Below are 26,122 nucleotides of genomic sequence, written 5' to 3' on the forward strand. Positions count from 1 at the left end.
CGGCCTCACAGCACCGCATCGAGGCGCTCCATGAGCGGCGCGTAGGCCTCCGGGCCGGTCTCGACGTCGAGGCGCACGCCCGCGATGCCCCGGCGGGCGTAGTCGGCGAGCCGGGCCTCGGCGGTCTCCCCCGCAGCTCCAGCCGCGGTCGTCGGCACGGTCGGTGAAACGGTCGGCAGCGCGGTCCCGCGGCGGCCGTCCGCGAGGGCGAAGGGGTAGTAGCCCGGCGGCCGGGCGCGCTCGAAGGCGTCGCTCACCAGGATCAGCCGGATGGCGATCCGCTCGGCGAGCAGGGTCAGGAGCTCGTCGAAGCCCGGGCCGGGATCGTCCAGGGCGCTGGCGATGACGAGGTGGCCGCCGGCCGGCAGCAGGCTGCGGGCGAGGGCGAGTGTCGCCTCCAGCGGCGGCTCCGCGCGGGTCGGCGCGCCGGACCCGGCCGCCAGCGCGTCGGCATGGGCCTGGGCGAGGGCGCCGGTGACCGCGATCATGGCGCGCTCGCCGCCCGCCGGCCGCAGCACGGTCGGCGCGCCGGCCGCGGCGACCGCGAGGCCGACCCGGCCGCCGTCGGCGGCGACCCGCCAGCCGAGCAGCGCCAGGGCCTCGGCGGCCGCCACCGAGCGCAGGGCCCGGCGGGTGCCGAACAGCATCGCGGGCCGGAAATCGGCGAGCAGCACCACGGCGCGGTCGCGCTCGTCGTGGTGGGTGCGGACGTGCAGCTGCCCGGTGCGGGCCGTGGCGTTGCGGTCGATGAAGCGGCGGTCGTCGCCCTCGGACCAGAGGCGGACGTCCTCCGGCTCCGACCCGCGCCCGCGGCGCCGGGTGACGATGCCGCCCGGCAGGCCCGCCAGCGTCCGGGTGGCGGGCGCGGAGCCCCGCCGGGCGAGATGGCGCAGGCCCATCAGGGCCTCGCCCGAGAGGTGGATGCCGTGCTCGGCGCGGTCTCGCCCCGCCTCCCGGGCGGGGAAGGGGCCCCCGGCGGTCGGGCCGACCGCCCCCGCGGCGGGGGGAGGGGATCTGCGCCGCGCCTGCCCGAACCCGAACACCGTCAGAGCGCCCGCACCCGCTGCACCAGCTCGCCGACGAGGCCGCGCGCCGTCCGGCCCTCGGCGGCCGCCCGCCAGGTCAGGCCGATCCGGTGGGAGAGGGCGTCGCGGGCCAGCTCCGCGACGTCCTCGGGCGTGACGTGGTCGCGCCCCCGCAGCCAGGCCCGGGCCTTGCCGGCCATCATCAGCGCCAGGGTGCCGCGGGGGGAGGCCGGGTGCTCGATCATGGCGCGCAGGTCCGGGGCGGCCGCGTCAGTGCGGGTCGCCGCCACCAGCCGGACGAGGTAGTCCTTGAGGGCCGGCGACACGTAGGTGGCGAGCGCCGCCTCCCGGGCGGCGCGCACGTCCGCCAGCGACAGCCGCACGGTCATCGCATCGACGTGGTGGGTGATCTCGCCCTCCACGAGGTCGAGGATCGCCCGCTCGGTGGTCTCGTCGGGCATGTCGACCACGACGTGGAGGAGGAAGCGGTCGAGCTGCGCCTCCGGCAGCGGGAAGGTGCCGGCATGCTCGATCGGGTTCTGGGTCGCCACGACCATGAACGGGTCGGACAGGCGGTGCGTCGTCCCCGAGACCGTCACCTGCCCTTCGGCCATGGATTCGAGGAGCGCCGACTGCACCTTCGGAGGGGCGCGGTTGACCTCGTCCACCAGCACGAGGGCGTGGAACAGCGGCCCGGGCAGGAACTCGAAGGTGCCGCTATCCTGGCGCCAGACGTTGGTGCCGGTGAGGTCGGCCGGCATCAGGTCCGGCGTGCACTGGATGCGCGCGAAGGAGCCGTCGAGGCCGTCGGCGAGGCGCTTGACCGCGCGGGTCTTGGCGAGCCCCGGCGCGCCCTCGATCAGCAGGTGCCCGCCGGTCAGGAGCCCGATCAGCAGGCGCTCCACGAGGCCGGCGCTGCCGATCAGGCCGCGCTCCAGCCCCTCGCGCAGCGCCATGACGCGGCCGTGCAGGGCGGCGTCGGGCGTGCTGCTGGACCCTTTGTCGGGTGCAGTGTCGGGCCTGCGTTCGGCGAGGGCGCCGCTCGTGGCGCCGCTCATGCGGAGAACGATCCGGCGCGGAGCGGATCCGCCCGTCGGGCCATGTCCCGGGCCATGTTCCGGTCCTTGTCCTGGGCCGTGTGCTGCATCCTGCACGTCTCCTCGGCCGGGTCCCGGATTCTTAAGGGATCCTCAGGCTCTTGCCGGTGTGCCCGCTGCCCGGTGCGGCCGTCAATCCCGCTTCGGACACGCTTTCCGATCCCGCCCGGGCCATGGTGTCACGGTTCCGTCACCTCTCCGCTCCCATGAGACGCCGGATGACCAGCTACGCCGCCCTCCCCGAAGAACTGAAATCCGCGATCGGCCTGCTCGTGGCCTTCGTGCTCGGCACGATCATCGGGGCCGAGCGGCAGTACCGGCAGCGCACCGCGGGCCTGCGCACGGCGGTGCTGGTCGCGGTCGGGGCGAGCGCCTTCGTGGATCTCGGCATGCGCCTGACCGGTCCGGACGGGGGCGTCCGGACCGTGGCCTACGTGATCTCCGGCATCGGCTTCCTCGGCGCCGGCGTGATCATGAAGGAGGGGATGAACGTCCGCGGCCTCAACACGGCCGCGACCCTGTGGTGCTCGGCCGCGGTCGGGGCCTTCTGCGGCGCCGACCTGCCCCTGGAGGCGGTGTTCGTGATGGTGACGGTGCTCGCCTGCAACACCGCGCTCCGGCCGCTGGTGAACGCCATCAACCGCGCGCCGATCCGCGAATCCGCCACCGAGGCGACCTACGAGGTCCAGGTCACCACGGCGCCCGGCGAGGCCGGGCCGGCCCAGGACATGCTGGTGGAGCGCCTGGAGGCGGCGAACTACCCGGTCGGCAGCGTCGAGATCGAGGAGCGCGGCGAGAGCGCGGTCGACGTGGTGGCGACGCTCACGGCCAGCGCCGTCAAGGCGGAGGAACTCGACGCCGTGACCAACGAGCTGGCCCGCATGCCCGGCATCCGCCACGCCACGTGGTCGGTGCAGACCGCCGACTGAGCGCGGCGCGCGGGCGGGGCGGCGATCCCGAGGGCGCGCCCTCCGGCGGGTGACCCGGGCCGTCAGCGACGCGGGTCGAGGGGCCGGCTGCGGCGCTCGATCACCACGGTCGGGCGCGTGCGGCGCTCCACCACCACGGTGCGCGGGGCCCGGCTCGGACTCGCCTGGGTCAGGATCCGCTCGGGGGTGCGCTCCGGCTTGGCCTTCTTGGCCGCCAGGACGTGGGGGCGGACCTCGTCGGCCGGCAGGCCCATCAGGCCGGCGGCGATCTCGACCTGCTGCTCCACGTCGTCCGCGAGGTCCTGCGCGGCGGCGACCGCCTCGCTCACGGTGGGCGGCTCGCGGCGGACGCGGATCGGTGGCAGGTCGGCGAAGCTCTTCTGCGTCTTCTTCACGGGGCGACTCGCAGTCTTCATGCACCAGACATAGCGCCTTCCGGACAGGTTGTGCAGTGCATCAAAAACGTGTGATGGGCGCCTCCCGCACATGTCTCGCCGGCGGATAGCGCGGGGGAGACGCGGAGCTGACGCGCAGTGGCGCGGCTGTGAGGCCGGCTGCCGCGCGCTTGGGCAGGCTCGGGCCGCTTCGGGCATCCGGTGCCCGATCTGCCGGAGTTTCGGGCGACCCCGCGGGCCAGTGCCGGCTGCTCCGGTCCGGAGACGCGCCTCCGTGCGTCATAGTGGCGCGGTCCGGCGAGCCCGCGCTTACCTGCGCTTCAGCCCGGCATGGTAGGGTTCGCGGATGACCGAGAGCCTCGATCCCCGGCTGACCCCGGCCCGGCCGCACGTCGCCGATCTCCGCTTGCGGGACCGCGTCGCGGCGGCGCGCTACGTTGCCGGCACGCCGCGGCGGGTGACATCGCCGTCGGCGCCGCTGCGCCGCGCGCCCGCCGCCGACGCGGGGCTCGACACCGAGGCGCTGCTGGGCGACGCGGTCGACCTCTACGACACGGCGGACGGCTTCGCCTTCGTGCAGCTCGCCCGCGACGGCTACGTCGGCTACCTGCCGGCCGAAAGCCTCGGTCCGGCCGATCCGGAGCCGACGCACCGCGTCACCGCCCTGCGCACCTTCCTGTATCCCGAGCCGGACCTGAAGCGGCCGGTCCTCGGCCATCTCAGCCTCGGCGCACGCCTCGCCGCGACGGGGGAGGCTGGCGCCTACCTGGAGACGCCGGGCGGCTACGTGTTCGCCCGCCACTGCGCGCCCGTCGACGCGCGCGAGCCGGACTACGCCGCGACGGCCGCGCGGCTCGCCGGGACCCCCTATCTCTGGGGCGGCCGCACCAGCCTCGGGCTCGACTGCTCCGGCCTCGTGCAGCTCTGCCTCGACGCGGCGGGGCTGCCCTGCCCGCGCGACGCCGACATGCAGGAGCGGACCCTCGGGCAGGCGCTGACGTTCGACCCCGCGCGCCCGGAGGTCGCGGGCCTGCGCCGGGGCGACTTCGTCTTCTGGCGCGGCCATGTCGGGCTGATGGTCGATCCCGAGACGCTGATCCACGCCAACGGCCACCACATGGCGGTCGCCGCGGAGCCGCTCGCCGGGACGGTCGCCCGCATCGCGGCGCACAGCTTCGGCGCCGTGACGGGGATCCGGCGGCTCTGAGGGAAGCCGGCGCGGGTCCCATTCCCGCGGCAATCGTGCTACAGAGGGGCCACGGAGCGGCTCCGCTTCCCTCTTCCCGCCCGGTTCCTGGGCCAGTCCTGTTGACAGGACAGCCCCGCCCTCGCCACATCCCCCGCATGACCGCCGATATCGCGACCCCCGAGCCCGTCCCGGGCACCGCCGGCAAGCCGCCGCTGGAGATCCTGCTCTGCGCCCCGCGCGGCTTCTGCGCCGGCGTGGTGCGGGCCATCGACGTCGTGGAGCGGGCGCTCGCCATCTACGGGCCGCCCGTCTACGTCCGCCACGAGATCGTGCACAACAAGTACGTCGTGGAGAGCCTGAAGCGGAAGGGCGCCGTGTTCGTCCGCGAACTCGACGAGGTGCCGGACGGCGGCGCCCCGGTGATCTTCTCCGCCCACGGGGTGGCCAAGACCGTCCCGGCCAACGCTGATTCGCGCGGGCTGACGACGATCGACGCCACCTGCCCGCTGGTGACCAAGGTCCACCGCGAGGCCGAGATCCACCACAAGCGCGGCCGCCACGTGCTGCTCGTCGGCCATTCCGGCCATCCCGAGGTGGTGGGCACGATGGGCCAGCTGCCCAAGGGCTCGATCACCCTCGTGGAGGATCTCGAGCAGATCGCGGCCCTGACCCCGGACAATCCCGACAACCTCGCCTGGGTCACCCAGACGACCCTGTCGGTCGACGACACCCGGCACATCGTCGAGGCCCTGAAGAAGAAGTTCCCGAACATCACCGGGCCGCACAAGGACGACATCTGCTACGCCACCACCAACCGCCAGGAGGCGGTGAAGCAGGTGGCGCCGCTGGTCGACGCCCTGATCGTGGTCGGCTCGTCGAACTCGTCGAACTCGCAGCGCCTGCGCGAGGTCGCCGAGCGCGTCGGCTGCCCGATCACCCGCCTCGTGCTCCGCGCCGAGGAGATCGACTGGCCGGCCTTCGAAGGCATCCGCAAGCTCGGCCTCACGGCCGGCGCCTCGGCCCCCGAGGTCCTGGTCGAGGAGATCATCGACGCCTTCGCGGCCCGCTACGACGTGATGGTCGACACGGTCTCGACCGTGATCGAGGACATGGTCTTCCCGCTGCCGCGGGAGCTGCGCAGCGAGGCCGCCGAGTAGGCGGTCCGGTCCGACAGCGCCGACGCCCCGGGCTCGGGGCGCGCGGCAGGCTTTATGCGGGGGCGCTTCGGCGCCCCTTGCCGTATCGAACTTTCGACATCAGAGCGCAGACACGTGGCCGTCTACACCGAGGTATCCGACGCGGCGCTCGCCGAGTTCCTGTCCGCCTACGCGATCGGCAGCCTGCTCTCCTTCAAAGGCATCGCGGAGGGCGTCGAGAACTCGAACTTCTTCCTGCACACGACCGAGGGCGCCTACATCCTGACGCTCTACGAGAAGCGCGTCCGGGAACAGGACCTGCCGTTCTTCATCGGGCTGATGGAGCATCTCTCGGCCCGCGGCCTCGCCTGCCCGCAGCCCGTGCGCGACCGGGCTGGCCAAGCCCTCGGCCAGCTCTGTGGCCGGCCCGCCGCCATCGTGAGCTTCCTGGAGGGGGTCTCGGTCAAGGCGCCGGGCGTCGAGCATTGCCGGGAACTCGGCCGGGCCCTCGCGGAGTTGCACGCCGCCGGCCGGGACTTCCCGATGGTGCGGGACAACAATCTCTCGGTGTCCGCGTGGCGCCCGCTCTTCGCGCAGGCCGAGGCCCAGGCCGATTCGGTCGAGCCCGGCCTCGCGGCGCGCACCCGGTCGGACCTCGCCGTCCTGGAGGCGCATTGGCCCCGGGACCTGCCGGGCGGTGTGATCCACGCGGACCTGTTCACCGACAACGTCTTCTTCATCGGCGACGCGCTGTCGGGCTTGATCGACTTCTACTTCGCCTGCACGGACGCCTTCGCGTACGACCTCGCGGTCTGCCTGAACGCGTGGTGCTTCGACCCCGACGGCACCTTCCACCGCGACATGGCCGCCGCGCTGATCGCCGGCTACGAGGCCGTGCGGCCCCTGGAGGCCGCCGAGGTCGCGGCCCTGCCGATCCTGTGCCGGGGCGCCGCGCTCCGCTTCATGCTCACCCGGCTGGTCGATTGGCTGAACGTGCCCCCGGGCGCCCTGGTGAAGCCGAAGGACCCGCGGGAATTCGATCGCCGGCTCACCTTTCACCGCCAGGCGCGGGACGCCCGCGATTACGGCCGGGCGGGCTGAGACGCGGATGAGCCGGCGACCCGCTGGACAACCGGGTCGATCCATCCGCCACGACCGGTTTGACAGGGCCGAACCCCGTCACCGCGAGCGCAGCGACGTGACCCAAGGTGGCGCGACGCTCGTCGCCGTGGCGCTGCCCTGGATCGCTTCGCTGCACGCGCACTGACGGCTGGGGCGCAGGGGGCGTCAGGCGGCCGCACCGCTTCGGGACGGGGAGGCGCGAAACCGCCGACCCTCGCGTTCGAACGAATCGTCGGGCCGCTCAGTCGGTCTCGCCGTCCAGACCCAGCCAGTGGCGGCCGTCGCGGGCGAGCAGCGCGTCGGCCTCCGTCGGGCCGGCGCTGCCCGCGGGGTAGAAGTTCACCTCCGCCTGCGGCCAGCCCTTGAGCAGGGGATCGACCGCGGCCCAGCCGGCCTCGATGTTGTCGGCGCGCTGGAACAGCGTCGCGTCGCCGGTCATGCAATCGTAGAGCAGCGTCTCGTAGCCGACATTCGGCCGGTCGGCGAAGAAGTCCTTGTAGCGGAAGCCGGAGCGCACCCGGCCGATCTTCATCTGCGGCCCCGGCACCTTGACGTTGAACTCGGTGCTGACCCCGTGATCGGGATCGATCTGGATCCGCATCACGGTGGGCGCGAGGTCGGCCGTGGGGGTGTCCTCGAACATCTTGAACGGCGCCGGCTTGAACAGCACGGCGATCTCGGTGCGCCGCCCGGTCATGCGCTTGCCGGTGCGGACGTAGAACGGCACCCCGGCCCAGCGCCAGTTCTCGATGCTGAGCTTCAACGCGATGTAGGTCTCGGTGACCGAGTCCTTCGCCACGTGCGGCTCGTCCCGGTAGGCGGGCACGTCGCGCCCCTCCGAGGTGCCGGCCGTGTACTGGCCGCGCACCGCGTCCTCGGGCGGGATCGGCTTCACGGCCTCGGCGAGCTTGGCCTTCTCGGTGCGCACGGCCTCCGCGTCGAAGGAGTTCGGCGGCTCCATGGCGACCATGCAGAGCAGCTGGAACATGTGGTTCGGCACCATGTCGCGCAGCGCCCCGGTCGGCTCGTAGAAGCCGCCCCGCTCCTCGACGCCCACGGTCTCGGCCGCCGTGATCTGGATGCTGTCGATGTATTCCCGCCGCCAGACCGGCTCCAGCAGGCCGTTGGCGAAGCGGAACGCCATGATCGACTGAACGGTCTCCTTACCCAGGAAGTGGTCGATCCGGTAGAACTGGCTCTCGTCGCCCTGGCGCAGGATGCGGGCGTTCAGCTCCCGGGCCGAGGCGAGATCGGAGCCGAACGGCTTCTCGATGACCACGCGGCGGAAGGTGTCGCCCTCCTGCTTGAGCAGGCCGGCCTGGCCGAGCCCGTCCACGATCGTCCCGAAGAAGCGCGCCGCCACCGCGCAGTAGAACACCGCGCTGCCGGTGACCCGCTGCTTCACGGCCGCGTAGGTCTCGGGCTTCTCGAAATCGCCCTTGAGGTAGTGGAGCCGATCCCGGATGAAGCCCCAGCTCTTCGGGTCGATGTGGTCGGCGTGGAACTCCGAGGTCGGGTCCTTGCTGAACGCCTCCAGGGTCTGGGTGAGATTCTCGCGGAGCGATTCGTCCGTCCCGTCATTGTGATCGATGCCGAGGATCGAGAAGCCCTCGGACAGCAGGCCGGCGCCGGCGAGGTTGTAGAGCGAGGGCATCAGCAGGCGCTTGGTGAGGTCGCCGCCAGCCCCGAAGATCACCAGCGTGCAGGGCGGCGCCGGCTGCGTGCCGCAGGCTGCCGTGTCCTTGAGGGCTGTCGTCGGCTCGGCCATCCCTGACTCCCGTGTGGCTGCACTGCACCAAACCGGCCTGACAACCCGCCGCGGCGAGGCCCGTTCCGGTACCCGCTGGGCTATGCTGCGCCGAGGTTAGGATCAAGGAACCCCGCATGCATACCCATTCCCTCGAGCCCTGGGCCCACAGCCACGTCTTCCTGGGCGACCGGCACGATCGGCACGCCCGCCGGACCTGGGCGGTGGTCGCGCTCACGGCCGTCACGATGGTGGCGGAGGTCGCCGGCGGCACGTGGCTCGGCTCGATGGCGCTGGTCGCCGACGGCTGGCACATGTCGACCCACGCGGCGGCCCTGGGCGTCGCGGCGCTCGCCTACCACTTCGCCCGGCGCCACGCGGACGACCCCCGCTTCAGCTTCGGCACCGGCAAGTTCGGCGACCTCGCGGCCTTCGCCAGCGCGCTGCTGCTCGGCCTGATCGCCCTGCTGATCGGCGCCGAGAGCCTCGACCGGCTGCTGCACCCGGTGGCGATCGGCTTCGGTCAGGCGATCCCGATCGCCGTGCTGGGGCTCGCCGTGAACCTCGCGAGCGTCTGGCTGCTGCACGACGACCACGACGACCACGGCCACGACGACCACGCTCACCATCACGGAGGCCACGCGCACGGAGGTCACGCGCACGCGGGCCACGCGCATGGCGGCCACGGCGGCCACGACACGAACTTCCGGGCCGCCTACGTCCACGTCCTGGCCGACACGCTGACGTCGGTCCTGGCCATCGTGGCGCTGCTCGGCGGGCGCTATCTCGGCCTCGCCTGGCTCGACCCGGCCATGGGCCTCGTCGGCACCGCCGTGATCCTGGCGTGGTCGTGGAGCCTGCTGCGGACGGCCGCCCTCGTGCTCCTCGACGCACGGTCCTCGCCGGCGGCCACCCGGGAGATCCGGGAGCGCCTGGAGATCGGCGGCGACCGGGTCAGCGACCTGCATCTCTGGCAGATCGGGCCGGGCCACCGGGCCGCCGTGATCGCCCTCGTCAGCGACGATCCGCAACCGCCCGCCCACTACAAGGCGCGCCTCGCCGGGGTGAAGGGCCTGAGCCACGTCACCGTCGAGGTCCAGCTCTGCGGGGGGCACGCGGCGGCGGCCTGACGGTCCCGCGCGGGCGCTCGGCCCGGCGGCCGCTACTCGTCGGGGCGGACCGCCTGGCCGCCCCGGTCGATCGGCAGGCTCGGGCCCTTCAGCTCGGAATCGCTCGGCAGGGCGCGCACGTCCCAGCCGCCGCCGAGCGCCCGGATCAGCGTGACCGCCGCAGTGAAGCGGTTCAGTCGCACCTGAAGGGCGTTGACCTCGTTGTTCACGAGCAGGTTCTGCGCGGTCACCACCGTGGTGAAGTTCTGGGTGCCGGCCCGGTACTCGTTGAGGGTGATCTCCACGGCCCTGCGCGACAGGTCCACGGCGGTGTCCTGCGCCCCCTGCTGCTGGCCGAGGATGCGCAAAGCCGCCATCTGGTTCTCGACCTCCGCGAAGGCGGCCAGCACCACCTGCCGGTAATTGGCCACCGCCGCGTCGTAGCCGGCCTCGGCCGAGCGCAGCGCCGCGGTGCGGGCGCCGCCGTCGAACAGCACCTCGCTGCCGGAGGCCGCCACCGACCAGACCTGGTTGGCCGCTGAGAGCAGGCCGTTGCGGGTCGCCCCCGAGATGCCGCCCTGGGCCGAGATCGTCACGGTCGGGAAGAAGGCCGCCACCGCCACGCCGATGCGCTCGCTCTGCGATTGGACGAGGCGCTCGGCCTGGGCCACGTCGGGCCGCCGCTCCAGCAGGTCGCCGGGGATGCCCACCGGCACGCCCGGCGGGCTGCGCCCGATGCCGGATACCGGGATCGACACCTCGGAGGGCGGCCGCCCGATCAGGGTGGCGATGGCGTTGACGAACTGCACCCGGGTCAGGCGCACCGCGATGGCCTGGGCCTGGATGGTCTGGACCTGGGTCTGCGCGGTGATCACGTCGGAGCGCGCCGCGACCCCGGCGGCGTACTGGTTCTCGGTGATCGCCAGGGTCCTCTTGAAGTTCTCGACGTTCTCGTCGAGCACCTTCTGGAGGGAATCGGCGTAGCGCACCGTCAGGTAGTCGGCCGCGATCTCCGCCTGGATGCTCAGGCGGGTCAGCGCGATCGTGGCGGCGTCGGACTGCGCCAGGGCCGCCTCGCTCTCGATGGTGCGGCGCGTGCCGCCGAACAGGTCGAGCTCCCAGCTCGCCTGGCCCAGCAGCGCCACGTTGGTTCGCGTGGCTGTGCCGCTGCCGGTCCGGGTGATGCTCGGCGCGCCGATCACCGTCGGGTACAGGGCCGCCTGCGCGGAGGCGACGAGCGCCCGCGCCTGCCGGTAATTCGCCACCGCCTGCCGGAGGGACTGGTTGTCGACGTCGACGAGGCGGATCAGCCGGTCGAGGGTCGGGTCCTTGAACACCCGCCACCAGTCGCCGCGCTCGACCGCGTCGCTCGGCCGGGCCTCGCGCCAGCCCTTCTTCCGCGCCGCGACGTAGGCCGGGCTGTCCTCCCGGACACCGCCCTGCTTGTAGGCCAGCGGCGTCTCCACGGAGGGTCGGGTGTAGTCCGGGCCGACCACGCAGCCGGCGAGGAGCGGGGCGGCGAGGAGCAGGGATGCGAGGGTGCGGAGCCGTTGATGGGTAAAAAGCGCACCTCCCACCCTGAACCTCATCCTGAGGTGCCGGAGCGTAGCGGAGGCCTCGAAGGAGCCCTCCAGGAATCGCGCGCCTGGCTGGAGCCCTCCTTCGAGGCTGCTGCGCAGCACCTCAGGATGAGGAGGTGGGTTGGAGGAACCCCCGCGCGCGATCGCGGCCGCCGCTGTTTCACGTGAAACCTTAACCATCACTCTCCGGCCGGCAGCGCCGCTTCTCCGCTCCGCCCGCCGCGCCTGCGCCGGTTGAGCACCCTGTGCCGGAGGCGATCGAGGGTGAGGTAGACGACAGGGGTGGTGTAGAGGGTCAGGATCTGGCTCACAATCAGCCCGCCGACGATGGCGATGCCCAGCGGGCGGCGCAGCTCCGCGCCCTCGCCGTTGGCCAGGATCAGCGGCACGGCGCCGAGCATGGCGGCCAGCGTCGTCATCATGATCGGCCGGAAGCGCAGGAGACAGGCCTCGCGGATCGCGTCCACGGGATTCGCGGCCCGGGTCCGCTCCGCGTCGATCGCCACGTCGATCATCATGATCGCGTTCTTCTTCACGATGCCGATGAGCAGGAACACCGCGATCAGCGCGATGATGGTGAAGTCGGTGCCCGTCACCAGCAGGGCCAGCACCGCGCCGACGCCGGCCGAGGGCAGGGTCGAGAGGATCGTCAGCGGGTGCACGAAGCTCTCGTAGAGGATCCCCAGCACCGCGTAGACCGCCAGGATCGCCGCCAGGATCAGCAGCGGCTGGCGCGACGCGGAGGCGACGTAGTTCTTGGCCGCGCCGGCATACTCGCCGTGGATCGTGGCGGGCAGCTGCAGGGAGGCCATGGCCCGGTCGATGGCGTCGGTGGCGTCCGACAGGCTCTTGCCCGGGGCGAGGTTGAACGAGATCGTGGTCGCCACGAACAGGCCCTGGTGGCTCACCTGCACGGGGGCGCTGCCGGGCTCGATCCGCGCGAAGGCCGAGAGCGGCACCATCGTCTCCTTGGCGGCCGAGACCGGCGCGCTCGACGAGGCGCCGCCCTTGCTCGCCGCGATGGCGTTGGCGGAGGCGTTGCGGGCCGAGTCGGACGCGATGGCGGCGGCGTTCGAGGCGGTGTCGGCCGTGCTGGCGGAGGCGGCGGCGGCCGCCGCCGCGACGGCGCCCGCGGTGCCCGAGCCGCCGACGGCGCCGGAGCCCGTGGCGACGCCGGTCGCGGCGCTCGCCGACGACCCGCTGCCCGGGCTGCTGGTGCCGGTCGCCGCGTTGGTGTTGACGGTCCCGCCCGCCGCCACCGTGCCGGCGACCGCGTTGGTGGTGGCCGAGCCCGGCGCGTTGCCGCCCGAGGTCGAGACGTAGATCTGCTTGAGCGTCTCCGGCGTTTCCAGGTAGCGCGGCGCGATCTCCATCACGACGTGGTACTGGTTCAGCGGGTTGTAGATCGTCGAGACCTGGCGCTGGCCGAAGGCGTCGTAGAGGGTGTTGTCGATCTTGTTCGGCGTGATGCCGTAGCGGAACGCGGTCGCCCGGTCGATCACGACCCGGCTCTCCAACCCGCCCTCCTGCTGGTCCGAGGTCACGTCCGCGAAGGTCGGGTCCTTCTGCAGGGCCGCCACCAGCTTCGGGGCGGCGGCGAACAGCTCCTCGGCCGTGTCGCCCTGGAGGGTGTACTGGTACTGGGCGAAGCTCTGGCGGCCGCCCATCTGCAGGTCCTGGCGGGGGAAGACGTAGAGGCGCGCGCCCGCGACCTGCGCGAGCTTCGGCCGCAGCCGCGCCATCACGGCCGAGATCGGCGCCCGCTCGTTGAGCGGCTTCAGGCCGACGAAGACGTTGGCCGAGTTGGTGCCGCGGCCGCCCGTGAAGCCGACGACGCTCTCGACCGCCGGATCCGCCCCGACGATCGCGGTCGCCTGCGTGAGCTTCTTCTCCATCGACTGGAACGAGATGCGCTGGTCGGCCTGGATGCCGCCCATCATCTGCCCGGTATCCTGCTCGGGGAAGAAGCCCTTCGGGACGATGATGTAGAGGTAGACGTTGAGCCCGACCGTGGCGAGCAGGCTCAACAGGACGAGGCGCGGATGGGCGAGCGCCACCTCCAGCGTCCGCGCGTAGGCCCCGAGCAGCCGGGCGAAGCCGCCCTCCAAAATCCGGATCAGCAGGTTCGGCCGGCGGCCGGCCGGCGGTTCGCCATTGGGGCCATGCCCCTCGGCCCGGAGCAGCCGGGCACACATCATCGGCGTGGTCGTGAGCGAGAGCACCAAGGAAATCAGGATCGACAGCGACAGGGTGACGGAGAATTCCTGGAAGATGCGGCCGACGAGGCCGCCCATCAGCAGGATCGGCAGGAACACCGCGATGAGTGACAGGCTCATCGAGATCACCGTGAACCCGACCTCCCGCGCGCCGATCAGCGCCGCCTGGAGCCGGGGCTTGCCCTCCTCGATGTGCCGCTGGACGTTCTCCAGCACCACGATGGCGTCGTCGACCACGAAGCCGGTGCCGATGATCAGCGCGGTCAGCGACAGGATGTTGAGCGAGTAGCCGAGCAGATACATCGCCGAGAAGGTGCCGACGATCGAGATCGGCACGGCGACCGCCGGGATCAGCGTGGCCCGCCAGGAGCGCAGGAAGCCGTACACCACCAGGATGACGAGGCCGACCGCCACCAGCAGCGTCTCCTCGGTGGCCGCGAGGGAGGCGCGGATCGTGGCGCTGCGATCGCCGGTGAGCTTGATGTCGATGCCGCCGGGCAGGGAGGCGGTGATCTGCGGCAGCGCCTCCTTCACGGCGTTGATGGTCTCGACCACGTTGGCGCCGGGCTGCTTGTAGACGAACAGCAGCACGCCCGGCTTGCCGTTGACGATGCCGAGGTTGCGCTTGTCCTCGACCCCGTCGAGCACCTGCCCGACATCGGTGAGCTTCACCGCGGCGCCGTTGCGGTAGGCCACGATGATGTCGCGGTAATCGGCGGCCTTGCGGCCCTGATCGTTGGCGTAGAGCTGGTAGCGGCGGTCGCCCGCGTCGATCTCGCCCTTGGGCGAGTTCGCGTTCGCGGAGGCGAGCGCGGCCCGGATGCCCTCGAGGCCGATGCCGTAGTTGAACAGGGCCGTGGGATCGAGCTCGACCCGCACGGCCGGCAGGGACGAGCCGCCGATATCGACGTTGCCGACGCCCGGCAGCTGCGACAGCTTCTGCTGCACCACGGTGGCGGCGGAATCGTAGACCTGGCCGCGGGTCAGCGTCTCCGAGGTCATGCCGAGGATGATGATCGGCGTGTCGGCGGGGTTGAACTTCCGGTAGGTCGGGTTCTGCCGGAGCGACGCGGGCAGGTCGGCGCGCGCCGCGTTGATGGCGGCCTGGACGTCGCGGGCCGCGCCGTCGATGTCGCGGTTGAGGCCGAACAGCAGCACGATCCGGGTCGAGCCGAGGGAGTTCGTGGACGTCATCTCGTTGACGTCCGCGATGGCGCCGAGCCGCCGCTCCAGGGGCGCCGCCACGGTGGTGGCCATGGTGTCGGGCGAGGCGCCGGCCATCTGGGCCTGGACGAGGATCACCGGGAAGTCGATCTGCGGCAGCGGCGCCACCGGCAGCTTCAGGAAGGCGAACAGCCCGGCGAGCAGCACGCCGATCGTGAGCAGCGTGGTCGCCACCGGCCGCCGGATGAACGGCTCGGAGATGTTCACGGCAGCGCCTCGCCGGGCGCGAGATCCGGCCCCCGCCGCCCCGAGATCCGCCGCTCCAGCCGGTCGAAGGCCAGGTAGATCACCGGCGTGGTGAACAGCGTCAGCACCTGGCTGACGATCAGGCCGCCCGCGATGCAGATGCCGAGCGGCTGGCGCAGCTCGGAGCCGACGCCGGTGCCGAGGATCAGCGGCACCGCCGCGAAGAGCGCCGCCAGCGTCGTCATCAGGATCGGCCGGAAGCGCAGCAGGCAGGCCTGGAAGATCGCCTCGCGGGGCTCGAGCCCGTCCTCGCGCTCCGCCTGGAGCGCGAAGTCGATCATCATGATGGCGTTCTTCTTCACGATGCCGATCAGCAGCACGATGCCGATCACCGCGATGATGTCGAGCGACAGGCCGAACAGCATCAGGCCGAGCAGCGCCCCGATCCCCGCCGACGGCAGGGTCGAGAGGATCGTGATCGGGTGGATGAAGCTCTCGTAGAGCACGCCCAGCACGATGTAGACGGTCACGATCGCCGCCAGGACCAGGAACAGCTCGTTGCCGAGCGCCGACTGGAAGGCGAAGACCGAGCCCTGCGGCACCACCCGGAACGAGGGCGGCAGGCCGATCTCGGCCTTGACCTTGTCGATCGCCTCGACCGCCTGCCCCAGCGCCGCGCCGGGGGCGAGGTTGAACGACACGGTGGTGGCCGGGAACTGGCCGAGATGGGAGATCAGCAGCGGCGCCCGCCGCTCGCTGATCCGCGCGACCGCCGAGAGCGGCACCTGCCCGTTGGTCGCCGTGGAGGAGGGCAGGTAGATCGCGTCGAGGCTGCGGAGCGTCGTGTGCAGCTTCGGGTCGGCCTCCAGGATCACCCGGTACTGGTTGGACTGGGTGAAGATCGTCGAGATGATCCGCTGGCCGAAGGCGTCGTAGAGGGCGTTGTCGATCGTCGCCGGGGTGATGCCGTAGCGGCCGGCGGTCGGCCGGTCGATGGTCACGTAGGCGGCGAGCCCCTGGCCCTGGTGGTCGCTCGCCACGTCGGTGACCACGGGCGACTTCGCCAGCGCCTCGGTGAAGCGCGGCACCCAGGTCTCGAAATCGTCGATGTTCGGGCTCTCCAGGATCACCTGGTACTGGGTCGCCGAGACCGCGGTGTCGATCGTCAGGTCCTGGACCGGCTGCATGTAGAGCCGCATGCCGGGCTGGTTGGCCGCCGCCGCCGAGATCCGCCGGATGATCGCGCTGGCCGTCGCGGTGCGCGCGTCCCGGGGCTTCAGGTTGATCAGCATCCGGCCGGAATTGAGCGTGACGTTCTGGCCGTCGACCCCGATGAACGACGACAGGCTGGCCACGTCCGGGTCCTTGAGGACGATCTCGGCCATCCGCTGCTGGCGCTCGGCCATGGCGGCGTAGGAGACCGACTGGTCGGCCTGGGTGATGCCCTGGATCACGCCCGTGTCCTGCACGGGGAAGAAGCCCTTCGGGATCACCGCGAACAGGTAGATCGTGAGCCCGAGCGTGCCGAGCGCCACCAGCAGGGTCAGGCCCTGGTGGTTGAGGACGACCCGCAGGGAGCGGCCGTAGGACTCGATCGTGCCGTCGATGGCGCGCCGGCCCAGGCGGGAGAGGACGCCCTCCCGGCGGCGGTGGCCGGCTTCCGGGACGTGCTTCAGGAGCCGCGCGCACAGCATCGGCACCAGCGTCAGCGAGACCACCGCCGAGATGATGATCGTGGCCGCCAGCGTGATGGCGAATTCGTGGAACAGCCGCCCGACCACGTCGCCCATGAACAGGAGCGGGATCAGCACGGCGATCAGCGAGACGGTCAGCGAGATGATGGTGAATCCGATCTCGCGGGAGCCCTTGAGCGCCGCCTCCAGGGGCGAGTCCCGGGCCTCCACGTGCCGGGCGATGTTCTCGATCACCACGATGGCGTCGTCGACCACGAAGCCGGTGGCGATGGTGAGCGCCATCAGCGACAGGTTGTCGAGGGAGAAGCCGTACAGGTCCATGACCGACAGGGCGCCGACCAGCGACAGCGGCACCGACAGGCTCGGGATCAGGGTCGCCGACAGGCTGCGCAGGAACAGGAAGATCACCAGCACCACGAGCGCGATGGCGAGGCCGAGCTCGAACTGCACGTCCTCCACGGAGGCGCGGATCGTGGTGGTCCGGTCGGTGAGCGGCGCCACCACGACGGCGGCCGGCAGGCTCGCCTGGAGCTGCGGCAGCAGCGACTTGATCTTGTCGACGGTCGCGATGACGTTGGCGCCGGGCTGGCGCTGGATGTTCAGGATCACCGCCGGCGTCGCGTCCGCCCAGGCGCCGAGCTTGGTGTTCTCCGGCCCCTCGACCACGTCGGCCACCTCCGAGAGCATCACCGGGGCGCCGTTGCGGTAGGCGATGATCGCCGCGTCGTAGGCCTTCGGGTCGCGGATCTGGTCGTTGGCGTTGATCGCGTAGGACTGCTTCGGCCCGTCGATCGTGCCCTTCGGCGTGTTGACGTTGAGGTTGGTGATGGTGGTGCGCAGGTCGTCGATGTTGAGCCCGTAGGCGGCGAGCGCCCGCGCGTTGAACCGGACCCGCACGGCCGGGCGCTGGCCGCCCGAGATGCTCACGAGGCCGACGCCCGCCACCTGGCTGATCTTCTGCGCGAGGCGCGACTCGGCGAGGTCGCGCACCTGGGTGAGCGGCAGGGTCTTGGAGGTGAGCGCCAGCGTCAGGACCGGCGCGTCGGCCGGGTTGACCTTCGCGTAGATCGGCGGCGCCGGCAGGTCGGAGGGCAGGAGGTTGCCGGCGGCGTTGATCGCCGCCTGGACCTGCTGCTCGGCGATGTCCAGCGGCAGGTCCAGGCTGAACTGCAGGGTGATGACCGAGGCGCCCGCGGAGGATTGCGAGGTCATCTGGTTGAGGTTGGCGAGCTGGCCGAACTGCCGCTCCAGCGGCGCCGTCACCGAGGAGGTCATCACCTCGGGGCTGGCGCCGGGATAGAAGGTCTGGACCTGGATCGTCGGGTAATCGACCGCCGGCAGCGCCGAGACGGGCAGGTTCAGGTACGACACGCCGCCGACGATCAGGATCGCCAGCATCAGCAGCGTCGTGGCCACCGGTCGCAGGATGAACAGGCGGGACGGGTTCATGACGCGCTCCCGTTATCCCTTCCCCCGCGGAGGGGGGAGAGGGAGCGTCGCGCCAGAGCCGTCCTCACTGCGCCTGACGGCGCCGGTGCCGACGACCGCCCTCCGCTGTCCCTTGGGAATCCGCCGCCGCGTCGGCCGGCGCGGCGGGCTTCACCTCCCCCTTGCCGTCAGCCTTGCCGTCCGGCTTCGCCGCCGCGGCCTTGCCGTCGCCGGCGACCGCCGGCGCGCCCTCGGTGATGCGCACCGGCGCGCCGTCCTTCAGCCGGTCGGTGCCGTCCGTGACGACGCGGTCACCCGGGTTCAGCCCGGAGACCACCACCGTGTGGGTCCCGTCAGTCTCGCCGGTCTTGATCGGCCGGACCGTGACCTTGCTGTCCCCGTCCATCAGGTAGACGTAGGTGCCGGGCGTGCCCTGGAGCAGGCTGGAATTCGGCACCAGCGTCGCGCCCCGCACCGTGTCGACGGTCAGCTTGGCGTTGACGAACTGGTTCGGGAACAGCTCCTCGTCGGAATTGTCGAACAGCGCGCGCAGCTTCACCGTGCCGGTGGTCGTGTCGATCTGGTTGTCGACCGTGTCGAGGCGGCCGGTGGCGATCTCGTGGGCGTCGCCGCGGTCGTAGGCCCGCACGGTGAGCTTCGCGCCCGCCCGCACCTGCCGCATCACCCGCGACACGTCGTCTTCCGGCAGGGTGAACACCACCGAGATCGGGTGGAGCTGGGTCACCACCACGATCGCCGTGGAGGCGGCCGAGATGTAGTTGCCCTGGTCGACTTGGCGCAGGCCGACGCGGCCGTCCACCGGCGAGACGATGTGCGTGTAGGCGATGTTGAGCTTCTGCTGGTCGACGAGCGCCTGGTCGGCCGCGACCGTGCCCTCGTTCTGCTTCACCAGGGCGGCCTGCGTGTCGACGTTCTGCTTCGAGATCGAGTCCTGCCGGTTCAGCGTCTGGTAGCGCTGCAGGTCGAGCTTCGAGTTCTGGAGCAGCGCCTGGTCGCGGGCGAGCTGGCCCTGGTACTGCGCGAGCAGCGCCTCGTAGGGGCGGGAATCGATCCGGGCGAGCTCGTCGCCCGCCTTCACGTTCTGGCCCTCCCGGAACTGCACCTGCGTGAGGTAGCCGCTGATCTGCGACTTCACCGTCACGGTGGCGAGCGGCGTCACGGTACCGAGGCCCTGCAGCACCACCGGCATGTCGCCGGTCGTGGCGCTGGCGATGCCCACCGCCTGCGGCATGTCGGCCCCGCCGCGCCGGCCGCCGTGGCCGCCGGTGTGATGCGCCGTCGCCGGCTCGGCACCCTTGCCGGTGCGGGCCTCGTACCAGCGGTGGCCGATCGCCCCGGCGCCGGCGAGCAGCACCAGGAACACGAGCCAGCGGATCGGGCGGAAGCGCCGCGTCCGGACCTCGCGCGCGGGCGCCTCGCCGGGCTGGTAGGCGCGGGCCGTGTCGGTCCGGATCGGTGAACTCTCGTTCATGCCTGACTAGAGCACAGGACGGTCGTCTGCGCGACCGGCGGCACCCTATCCCTCGCTGTCCAAGCCCCCATGCCGCCCCCGGAACGCCGCGTCCCGGAAGCCCGTCCTGAAGCCGCCCGGTCCCGCGGGACCCGACGGCTCCGATCCCGTGTACGGGAGCGTAAGCCCATAAAGCTGTCCGGGCCCCGAACGGCTCCTTACCGCGGCGTCATGGACACCCGCGGCCGCGCCGCTCGCGCACCTCGCGGCGCCCTCCACCGGTGCCCGGCCAATGCGCCGTCACTAGGGCGGCGACGTTTCACTCGTGTTGCTGGGGCCCGCCGGACGCGTCCGGTACCGCATAAGCGCGCAGCACCGCCCGGAACGCGGGATCGACCGGGGTGACGGCCACGGCGCGGCGCAGGCCGAGTCCGAGGCCGCCGATCAGCAGCGCCAGCACCAGGCAGCCGAGGAACGCGCGTGAGGAGGGCCGCATCGTCGTATCCGGTGGCCGACCCAGCGAGCGGGGCGTGAGCGGGTGCGGCCGCGTCCGGACATGCCGAAAGGGCCACCGACCCGCAAGTCGATGACCCTTCTGGGGACCGGAGCGGCGCCCCGCTGACGGAGCGAGGGGGCGAAGCTCCGTCGGCGTGTGCGCCGCTCCGGCCGTGATCCGAACCTAAGAGACGGGTGATGAATGTCAACATTCGTCAGCCGGCCCCGGCGCGCCGGAGACCGGGTCTGTGCGACCGCGCACATTCCGCAACGCGCGACGGCCATGTTACAGGCCGGCGATGCCGAGACCCGCCATGCCGACTCTCTCGATGCCCGGCGCCGCGTGCCGTACCCCGTGCCGCGCCGCATGAGGTCCGCCGTCATCAACCCCGTCTTCGACGCGCTGCCCACGACCGTGTTCGAGACCATGTCGCGTCTCGCGCGGGTCCACGGTGCGATCAATCTCGGCCAGGGATTCCCGGACGACGCCGGGCCGGCGGATGTCCGCGAGCGGGGCGCGCGGGCGCTCCTGGACGGCTGGAACCAGTACCCGCCGATGATGGGCCTGCCGGCCCTGCGCGAGGCGGTCGCCGCCCATTACGCGCAGCACCAGGGCCTCGTCCTCGACCCGGAGACCGAGGTGATGGTCACCTCCGGGGCGACCGAGGCCCTGGCCGGCGCGCTCCTGGCGCTGATCGAGCCCGGCGACGAGGTCGTGCTGTTCGCGCCCATGTACGACGCCTACCTGCCCCTGGTCCGGCGGGCGGGCGGCGTGCCGCGGGTCGTGGCGCTCCGGCCCCCGGACTTCCGCCTCGACGAGGCCGCGCTCGCGGAGGCTTTCGGGGCGCGGACCCGGGTCGTGGTGCTGAACAACCCCCTCAACCCGAGCGCCACCCTGTTCGCGCCCGAGGACCTCGACCTGCTCGCCCGCTACTGCCAGCGCTTCGACGTGACCGCCCTCTGCGACGAGGTCTGGGAGCACGTGGTGTTCGACGGCGCGCGCCACCGGCCGCTGATGGCGCTGCCCGGGATGCGGGAGCGGACCGTCAAGATCGGCTCGGCCGGAAAGATCTTCTCCCTCACCGGCTGGAAGGTCGGCTTCGTGATGGCCGATGCCCGGCTGATGCGCGGGCTCGCCAAGGCGCACCAGTTCCTGACCTTCACGACGCCCCCGAACCTCCAGGAGGCGGTGGCCTACGGGCTGGGCAAGCCGGCCCCGTGGTTCGAGGCGATGCGGGCCGGCTACGCCCGGTCCCGCGACAGGCTCGCGGACGGCCTGCGCGGCCTCGGCTTCACCGTACTGCCGGCCCGGGCCACGTGGTTCCTCAACATCGACATCACCGCCCGCGGCCACGCCGACGACGTGGCCTTCTGCGAGGCCCTGGTCACCCGTCACGGCGTCGCGGCGATCCCCGTGAGCGCCTTCTACCCGGACGCCTCCGTGCGCGGCCTCGTCCGGCTCTGCTTCGCCAAGGACGACGCGACCCTGGATGCGGCGCTCGACCGCATGCGCGGGCTCCCGGGGGCCGGGGCATGAGGGTCGGCTCGAGGGACGGTATGACGGGCAGCAGGACGGGCATCACGGCGGACCGCACGCGCCGAGCGGGCGCCGTCCTTGCGGGGATCCCGGTGGGGGGCCACATCGTTGGGGACGATGGCTTCCCGACGGATCCCGACCATGGACTTCACCCAGGCTGCCCAGGCCGGGCGTTTCGCCCGTGCCGAGACCTTCCCCGGGGGCGAGACCCGCGCCGGCCCCCGGCCCCCCTACCTGTCGGCGGATCTCGGACGGGAGGCGAGCCTCGCCCGGCTGGAGACGCTGGCCCACCTGATGGACACCGCCTTCGTCATCCCGGGCATCAACCGGCGGGTCGGGTTCGACGCGCTGATCGGCCTCGTGCCGGTGATCGGCGACTTGGCCGGCATGGTGATCTCGTCCTTCATCGTCTACGAGGCGAAGCGCCTCGGGGCGCCGCGCTGGCTGGTGGCCCGGATGGGCCTGAACGTGGCCTTCGACGGGCTGATCGGCGCCGTGCCGGTGGCGGGCGACTTGTTCGACGCCGCCTTCAAGGCCAATCGCCGCAACGTCCGGCTACTGCGCCGCTGGCTGGAGCGCAGCGGCAATCTGCGTCCCACCGAGATCGACGGCACCGCGACCCGGCTCGACGGCTGAGCGTTCCCGGCCTCCGTCCCGCGGCCGACCGGTCGCGGGGCCGCCCGGATATCGGGGCGGCCGACGCGCGCGCGATGCGGCTCGAGAGGCAGCACGGATGAACGAGGTCACGCGTCCCGGCGACAGCGAGGTCGTGCCCCCGCCGATGCCCGGTGCCCAGCCGCTGGTCCTGCGGCCGGACGAGGGCGCGCCGCCGCCGGTCCTGCCCGGGGCCGCCGGCCGGCGCGCCCGGCTGTCGCCGCTCAACCGGCGCCGCCTCGACAATTTCCGCCGCAACCGGCTCGGCTACGGATCGTTCGTGATCTTCACGGTCCTGTTCGTGCTCAGCCTGTTCGCGGAGTTCATCGCCAACGACCGCCCGATCGTGATGTCCTACAAGGGCGAGTGGCTGGTCCCGGTCCTGGTCGACTATCCGGAGGAGAAGTTCGGCGGCTTCCTCGCCACGACCGACTACCGCTCCCCCGAGATCCGCCGGGAGATCGCGGCGAACGGCTGGGCGCTTTGGTCGCCGATCCCGTACGCGTACGACACGATCAACGAGGACCTGCCGACGCCGTCGCCGTCGCCGCCGACCTGGATGCTCACGGACGCGCAGTGCAAGCCCGTCGCCGAGAAGCTCGGCGGCTCGACCTGCGCGGACATTCCCTGGCACTGGCTCGGCACCGACAACACCACGCGGGACGTGCTGGCGCGGGTGATCTACGGCTTCCGCATCTCGGTCCTGTTCGGTCTGATCCTGGCCGCGGTCTCGTCGGTGATCGGGGTCATCGCGGGGGCCGTGCAGGGCTATTTCGGCGGCTGGGTCGATCTCGCCTTCCAGCGCTTCATCGAGGTCTGGGGCGGCATCCCGACCCTCTACCTGATCATCATCATCTCGGCCTTCATCGCCCCGGGCTTCTTCGTCCTGCTCGGGATCATGCTGCTGTTCTCCTGGGTCGCGCTGGTGAGCGTGGTGCGTGCCGAGTTCCTGCGGGCGCGGAACTTCGAGTATGTCCGGGCGGCCCGGGCGCTGGGGCTGTCGAATATCCGGATCATGACGGTCCACCTGCTGCCGAACGCCATGGTGGCGACGCTGACCTTCCTGCCGTTCATCCTGAACGGCTCGATCACCACCCTGACCTCGCTCGACTTCCTCGGCTTCGGCCTGCCGCCGGGCTCGCCGTCCCTCGGAGAGCTTCTCGCGCAGGGCAAGGACAATCTGACCGCGCCGTGGCTTGGATTGACCGGTTTCCTGGTCATCGCCGTGATGTTGAGCCTGCTCGTCTTCGCCGGCGAGGCCGTGCGGGACGCCTTCGATCCGCGCAAGACTTTCGCCTGAGGCTGCGCGGGTTGCGAAAATGACGCAGGGCCTCGCCCCGCGCTCGCACAACTGTACGAAGATTGCGCATTGTGCCCGCACGACCGGGCGGCAATCGTATACGACCGTCTAGAGCCGGCCCCTGACCCGGGGGTAAAGGTCTCTGCCGGCTGCGAAAACCCGCTTCGAGGAAGCGACTAGCATTCGCCGGGCGGACACCGATAAAGCCTCTCAGAAGTGTCCATTAAGTGGCGCCAATGCAACCATACCCTGTAAGCCTCGCCGCGTGATGCAGAGTTAGACTTCGGTCTCATCACAGATAATTGTATGGCGCGGCTTGCATTTTTCGGACGCTGACTTAACTCGCGAAAAGTGGGGATCCCATCAGGCATTTGTGCCGAGGAACGAGAGAATGTCAGAAGCTGCGCCGACATCGCAATTGGATTTCATCGAGCGGACCGTGGACGTCGTCGCGGCCTACGTTTCCAACAACTCGCTGCCCTCGGCCGAATTGCCGGCCCTGATCGCGAGCATCCACGAGGCGCTGAACACGATCGGGGCCGGCCCCGTCGCTCCGGCGACCGAGAGCGTCGAGCGGCCGACGCCCGCCCAGATCCGCAAGTCGATCCGCCCCGACGGGCTGGTCAGCTTCATCGACGGGAAGTCGTACAAGACGCTGAAGCGTCACCTGACCAAGCACGGTCTCGATCCGCAGACCTACCGCGAGCGCTACGGCCTGCCAGCCGATTACCCGACCACTTCGGCGAACTACTCGGCGCAGCGCTCGGCGCTCGCCAAGAGCCTCGGCCTCGGCCAGCCGGGCCGGTCCCCGGCGTCCGACAAGGCCGCCGCCGAGGAGGAGGCTGCCGCCCCCGCCTCCGCCCCTGCCTCCGGTCGCCGCAAGACCGCCGCGACCAAGACCCGGGCGAGCCGCAAGGTCGAGGCCGCCTGAGCGCGGCCGCGAGGCCCGGACGGGGGCGGGCGATCGGAGACGATCGCACCCGCACCGGTCCGGACTTGTTCGCCAGACCTCTTGGCCGGGCTCTCGGCCAAGCTCTCGGCCGGACCCCGCGCGCGGCGCGGCTCAGGCCGCGAGGCGCCCGTCCAGCGGGAACACCTTGGCGGGGTTCAGCATCCAGTCCGGATCGAACACCGCCTTGACCCGCATCTGCTGCTCGAGATCGACCTGGTCGTACTGGAAGCGCATCAACTCGCGCTTCTCGATGCCGACCCCGTGCTCGCCGGTGAGGCAGCCGCCGACCTCGACGCAGAGCTTCAGGATCTCGTCGCCCGCGGCCTCGGCCTTCTGCAATTCGCCGGGCGTGTTGATGTCGAACAAGATCAGCGGGTGCAGGTTGCCGTCGCCCGCGTGGAACACGTTGGCGACGCGCAGGCCCTTCTCGGCGCAGATGGCGCCGATCCGCTCCAGCACCGGCCCGAGCTGGCCGGTGGGGATCGTCCCGTCCATGCAGATGTAGTCGGAGATCCGGCCGGTCGCCCCGAAGGCCGACTTGCGGCCCTTCCAGATCGCGGCCGATTCCGCCTCCGAGCGCGAGACGCGCAGGCTGGTCGGGCGGAAATCCCGGGCGATCGTCTCGATCCGCGCCAGCATCGCGTCGCACTCGGCGTCCGAGCCCTCGACCTCGATGATCAGCATCGCCTCGGCGTCGCGCGGGTAGCCGGCCTGGGCGAAGTCCTCGGTGATGAGGATCGCCTCGCGGTCCATGTACTCGATCGCCACCGGGATGATCCCGGCCGCGATGATCGCCGCGACGCAGTCGCCCGCATCCTCGACCTTCGAGAAGCCGACCAGCACCGGGCGCGCGCCCTCGGCGGCGCGCAGGATCCGCACGGTCGCCTCGGTGACGATGCCGAGCTGCCCCTCCGAGCCGCAGACGAGGCCGAGCAGGTCGTAGCCGCCGCTGTCGAGGTGCTGGCCGCCGATCTCCACCACGGTGCCGTCGTTGAGCACCAGGGTGACGCCCAGCAGGTTGTTGGTGGTCACGCCGTATTTCAGGCAGTGCGCGCCGCCCGAATTCATCGCGATGTTTCCGGCGATCGTGCAGGCGAGCTGGCTCGACGGGTCGGGAGCGTAGAAGAAGCCCTCGTGGCTGACCGCCCCGGAGATCGCCAGGTTGGTGATGCCGCTCTGCACCCGGGCGGTGCGGTTGGCGAAGTCCATGTCGAGGACCTGGGTCATCTTGCCGACGCCCAGGATGATCGCGTCGGCCTGCGCGATGGCGCCGCCCGCGAGCGAGGTGCCGGCGCCCCGGGGCACGACCCGCACGCCGTTGGCGTGGCAGTAGGCCATCACGGCGGCGACCTCCGCGGTGGTGGAGGGCAGCACCACGGCGAGCGGCATCTGCCGGTAGGCGGTGAGCCCGTCGGTCTCGAAGGCCCGGCGCTCGTCCTCGCTGACCACCAGCGCCTCCGGCGCGACCAGGGGCGCGAGGCCGGCCAGGATCGCCTCGCGGCGGGCGAGGATCGCGGGATCGGGGTCGGGGAAACGGATGGTCATGGGGCTCTTGCCCTCCTGGGGCCCGCGGCGCGAGACGGCGCGCGGGATGGCGTGCCGGGAGCATGGACCCCGGCGGCCGCGCCTTCAACCG

Annotated in this window: 19 protein-coding genes; 9 read left to right on the forward strand and 10 right to left on the reverse strand. The window is 71.6% G+C overall.

All coding sequences use genetic code 11. The annotated features are described in order from the left end of the window. Positions 1-5: 5 nt before the first annotated feature. Both LXM90_RS01830 and LXM90_RS01835 read right to left on the reverse strand, forming a co-directional pair. Positions 6-899 carry a DUF58 domain-containing protein gene (locus LXM90_RS01830; RefSeq protein ID WP_020094038.1) on the reverse strand — a complete coding sequence of 298 codons (894 nt, stop codon included), beginning with the start codon at positions 897-899 and terminating at the stop codon, positions 6-8. 146 nt (positions 900-1,045) lie between these two features. Next, positions 1,046-2,083, reverse strand: a complete 1,038-nt coding sequence (locus LXM90_RS01835; protein WP_234081610.1) for an AAA family ATPase — start codon at positions 2,081-2,083, stop codon at positions 1,046-1,048. A gap of 257 nt (positions 2,084-2,340) precedes the next feature. Here LXM90_RS01835 and LXM90_RS01840 point away from each other — a divergent pair, with 257 nt between their 5' ends. Then, a complete protein-coding gene (locus LXM90_RS01840) occupies positions 2,341-3,051 on the forward strand; it encodes an MgtC/SapB family protein (protein WP_020094035.1) in 711 nt (236 codons plus the stop codon). Positions 3,052-3,113: 62 nt separating this feature from the next. On the opposite strand, the gene LXM90_RS01845 is transcribed toward LXM90_RS01840, so the two are convergent. Then, positions 3,114-3,446 carry a hypothetical protein gene (locus LXM90_RS01845; protein ID WP_020094034.1) on the reverse strand — a complete coding sequence of 111 codons (333 nt, stop codon included), beginning with the start codon at positions 3,444-3,446 and terminating at the stop codon, positions 3,114-3,116. A gap of 346 nt (positions 3,447-3,792) precedes the next feature. Here LXM90_RS01845 and LXM90_RS01850 point away from each other — a divergent pair, with 346 nt between their 5' ends. The 3 genes from LXM90_RS01850 to LXM90_RS01860 all read left to right on the forward strand — a co-directional run bounded on the left by LXM90_RS01850 (position 3,793) and on the right by LXM90_RS01860 (position 6,872). Then, positions 3,793-4,653, forward strand: coding sequence for a C40 family peptidase (locus LXM90_RS01850; protein ID WP_020094033.1), 861 nt, complete (start codon positions 3,793-3,795; stop codon positions 4,651-4,653). A 137-nt stretch (positions 4,654-4,790) separates the two neighbouring features. Beyond that, on the forward strand, positions 4,791-5,792 hold the full coding sequence (ispH, locus tag LXM90_RS01855) for a 4-hydroxy-3-methylbut-2-enyl diphosphate reductase (protein WP_020094032.1): 1,002 nt from the start codon (positions 4,791-4,793) through the stop codon (positions 5,790-5,792). 114 nt (positions 5,793-5,906) lie between these two features. Next, a complete protein-coding gene (locus LXM90_RS01860) occupies positions 5,907-6,872 on the forward strand; it encodes a homoserine kinase (protein WP_020094031.1) in 966 nt (321 codons plus the stop codon). Positions 6,873-7,134: 262 nt separating this feature from the next. Here LXM90_RS01860 and zwf read toward each other — a convergent pair whose 3' ends face one another. Then, positions 7,135-8,661 carry a glucose-6-phosphate dehydrogenase gene (gene zwf, locus LXM90_RS01865; RefSeq protein WP_020094030.1) on the reverse strand — a complete coding sequence of 509 codons (1,527 nt, stop codon included), beginning with the start codon at positions 8,659-8,661 and terminating at the stop codon, positions 7,135-7,137. Between the two features lie 116 nt (positions 8,662-8,777). Between zwf and dmeF the strand changes: the two genes are divergently transcribed. Then, positions 8,778-9,770 (forward strand): CDF family Co(II)/Ni(II) efflux transporter DmeF, encoded by a 993-nt coding sequence (gene dmeF, locus LXM90_RS01870; RefSeq protein ID WP_234081611.1) that lies wholly within the window; start codon positions 8,778-8,780, stop codon positions 9,768-9,770. 32 nt (positions 9,771-9,802) lie between these two features. Here dmeF and LXM90_RS01875 read toward each other — a convergent pair whose 3' ends face one another. From LXM90_RS01875 to LXM90_RS01895, 5 genes are all read right to left on the reverse strand, one after another. After that, complete coding sequence (locus tag LXM90_RS01875) at positions 9,803-11,338, reverse strand: efflux transporter outer membrane subunit (protein WP_181049183.1); 1,536 nt, start codon at positions 11,336-11,338, stop codon at positions 9,803-9,805. 170 nt (positions 11,339-11,508) lie between these two features. After that, positions 11,509-14,976, reverse strand: a complete 3,468-nt coding sequence (locus LXM90_RS01880; protein WP_020094027.1) for an efflux RND transporter permease subunit — start codon at positions 14,974-14,976, stop codon at positions 11,509-11,511. Beyond that, positions 14,973-18,098, reverse strand: coding sequence for an MdtB/MuxB family multidrug efflux RND transporter permease subunit (locus tag LXM90_RS01885; protein ID WP_020094026.1), 3,126 nt, complete (start codon positions 18,096-18,098; stop codon positions 14,973-14,975). The genes LXM90_RS01880 and LXM90_RS01885 overlap by 4 nt, the downstream gene beginning before the upstream one ends. A 64-nt stretch (positions 18,099-18,162) precedes the next feature. Then, entirely contained in the window at positions 18,163-19,569 is a 1,407-nt protein-coding gene (locus tag LXM90_RS01890; RefSeq protein WP_020094025.1) for an MdtA/MuxA family multidrug efflux RND transporter periplasmic adaptor subunit, read from the reverse strand. A 298-nt stretch (positions 19,570-19,867) separates the two neighbouring features. Then, positions 19,868-20,044: a hypothetical protein gene (locus tag LXM90_RS01895; RefSeq protein ID WP_020094024.1), complete on the reverse strand. Its 177-nt coding sequence runs from the start codon at positions 20,042-20,044 to the stop codon at positions 19,868-19,870. Positions 20,045-20,410: 366 nt separating this feature from the next. On the opposite strand from LXM90_RS01895, the gene LXM90_RS01900 reads away from it, so the two are divergent. The 4 genes from LXM90_RS01900 (at position 20,411) to LXM90_RS01915 (ending at position 24,465) form a co-directional block, all read left to right on the forward strand. Further along, positions 20,411-21,580, forward strand: coding sequence for an aminotransferase (locus LXM90_RS01900; RefSeq protein ID WP_234081612.1), 1,170 nt, complete (start codon positions 20,411-20,413; stop codon positions 21,578-21,580). A 141-nt stretch (positions 21,581-21,721) separates the two neighbouring features. Continuing rightward, entirely contained in the window at positions 21,722-22,216 is a 495-nt protein-coding gene (locus LXM90_RS01905) for a DUF4112 domain-containing protein (protein ID WP_056533673.1), read from the forward strand. A 97-nt stretch (positions 22,217-22,313) separates the two neighbouring features. Then, entirely contained in the window at positions 22,314-23,534 is a 1,221-nt protein-coding gene (locus LXM90_RS01910; protein ID WP_234081614.1) for an ABC transporter permease, read from the forward strand. Between the two features lie 391 nt (positions 23,535-23,925). Then, positions 23,926-24,465 carry a MucR family transcriptional regulator gene (locus tag LXM90_RS01915; protein ID WP_091926972.1) on the forward strand — a complete coding sequence of 180 codons (540 nt, stop codon included), beginning with the start codon at positions 23,926-23,928 and terminating at the stop codon, positions 24,463-24,465. A gap of 132 nt (positions 24,466-24,597) precedes the next feature. On the opposite strand, the gene LXM90_RS01920 is transcribed toward LXM90_RS01915, so the two are convergent. Then, complete coding sequence (locus tag LXM90_RS01920; RefSeq protein ID WP_020094019.1) at positions 24,598-26,031, reverse strand: FAD-linked oxidase C-terminal domain-containing protein; 1,434 nt, start codon at positions 26,029-26,031, stop codon at positions 24,598-24,600. Between the last annotated feature and the right edge of the window lie 91 nt (positions 26,032-26,122).

The sequence above is a fragment of the Methylobacterium oryzae genome, assembly GCF_021398735.1.
Taxonomy (GTDB): Bacteria; Pseudomonadota; Alphaproteobacteria; order Rhizobiales; family Beijerinckiaceae; genus Methylobacterium.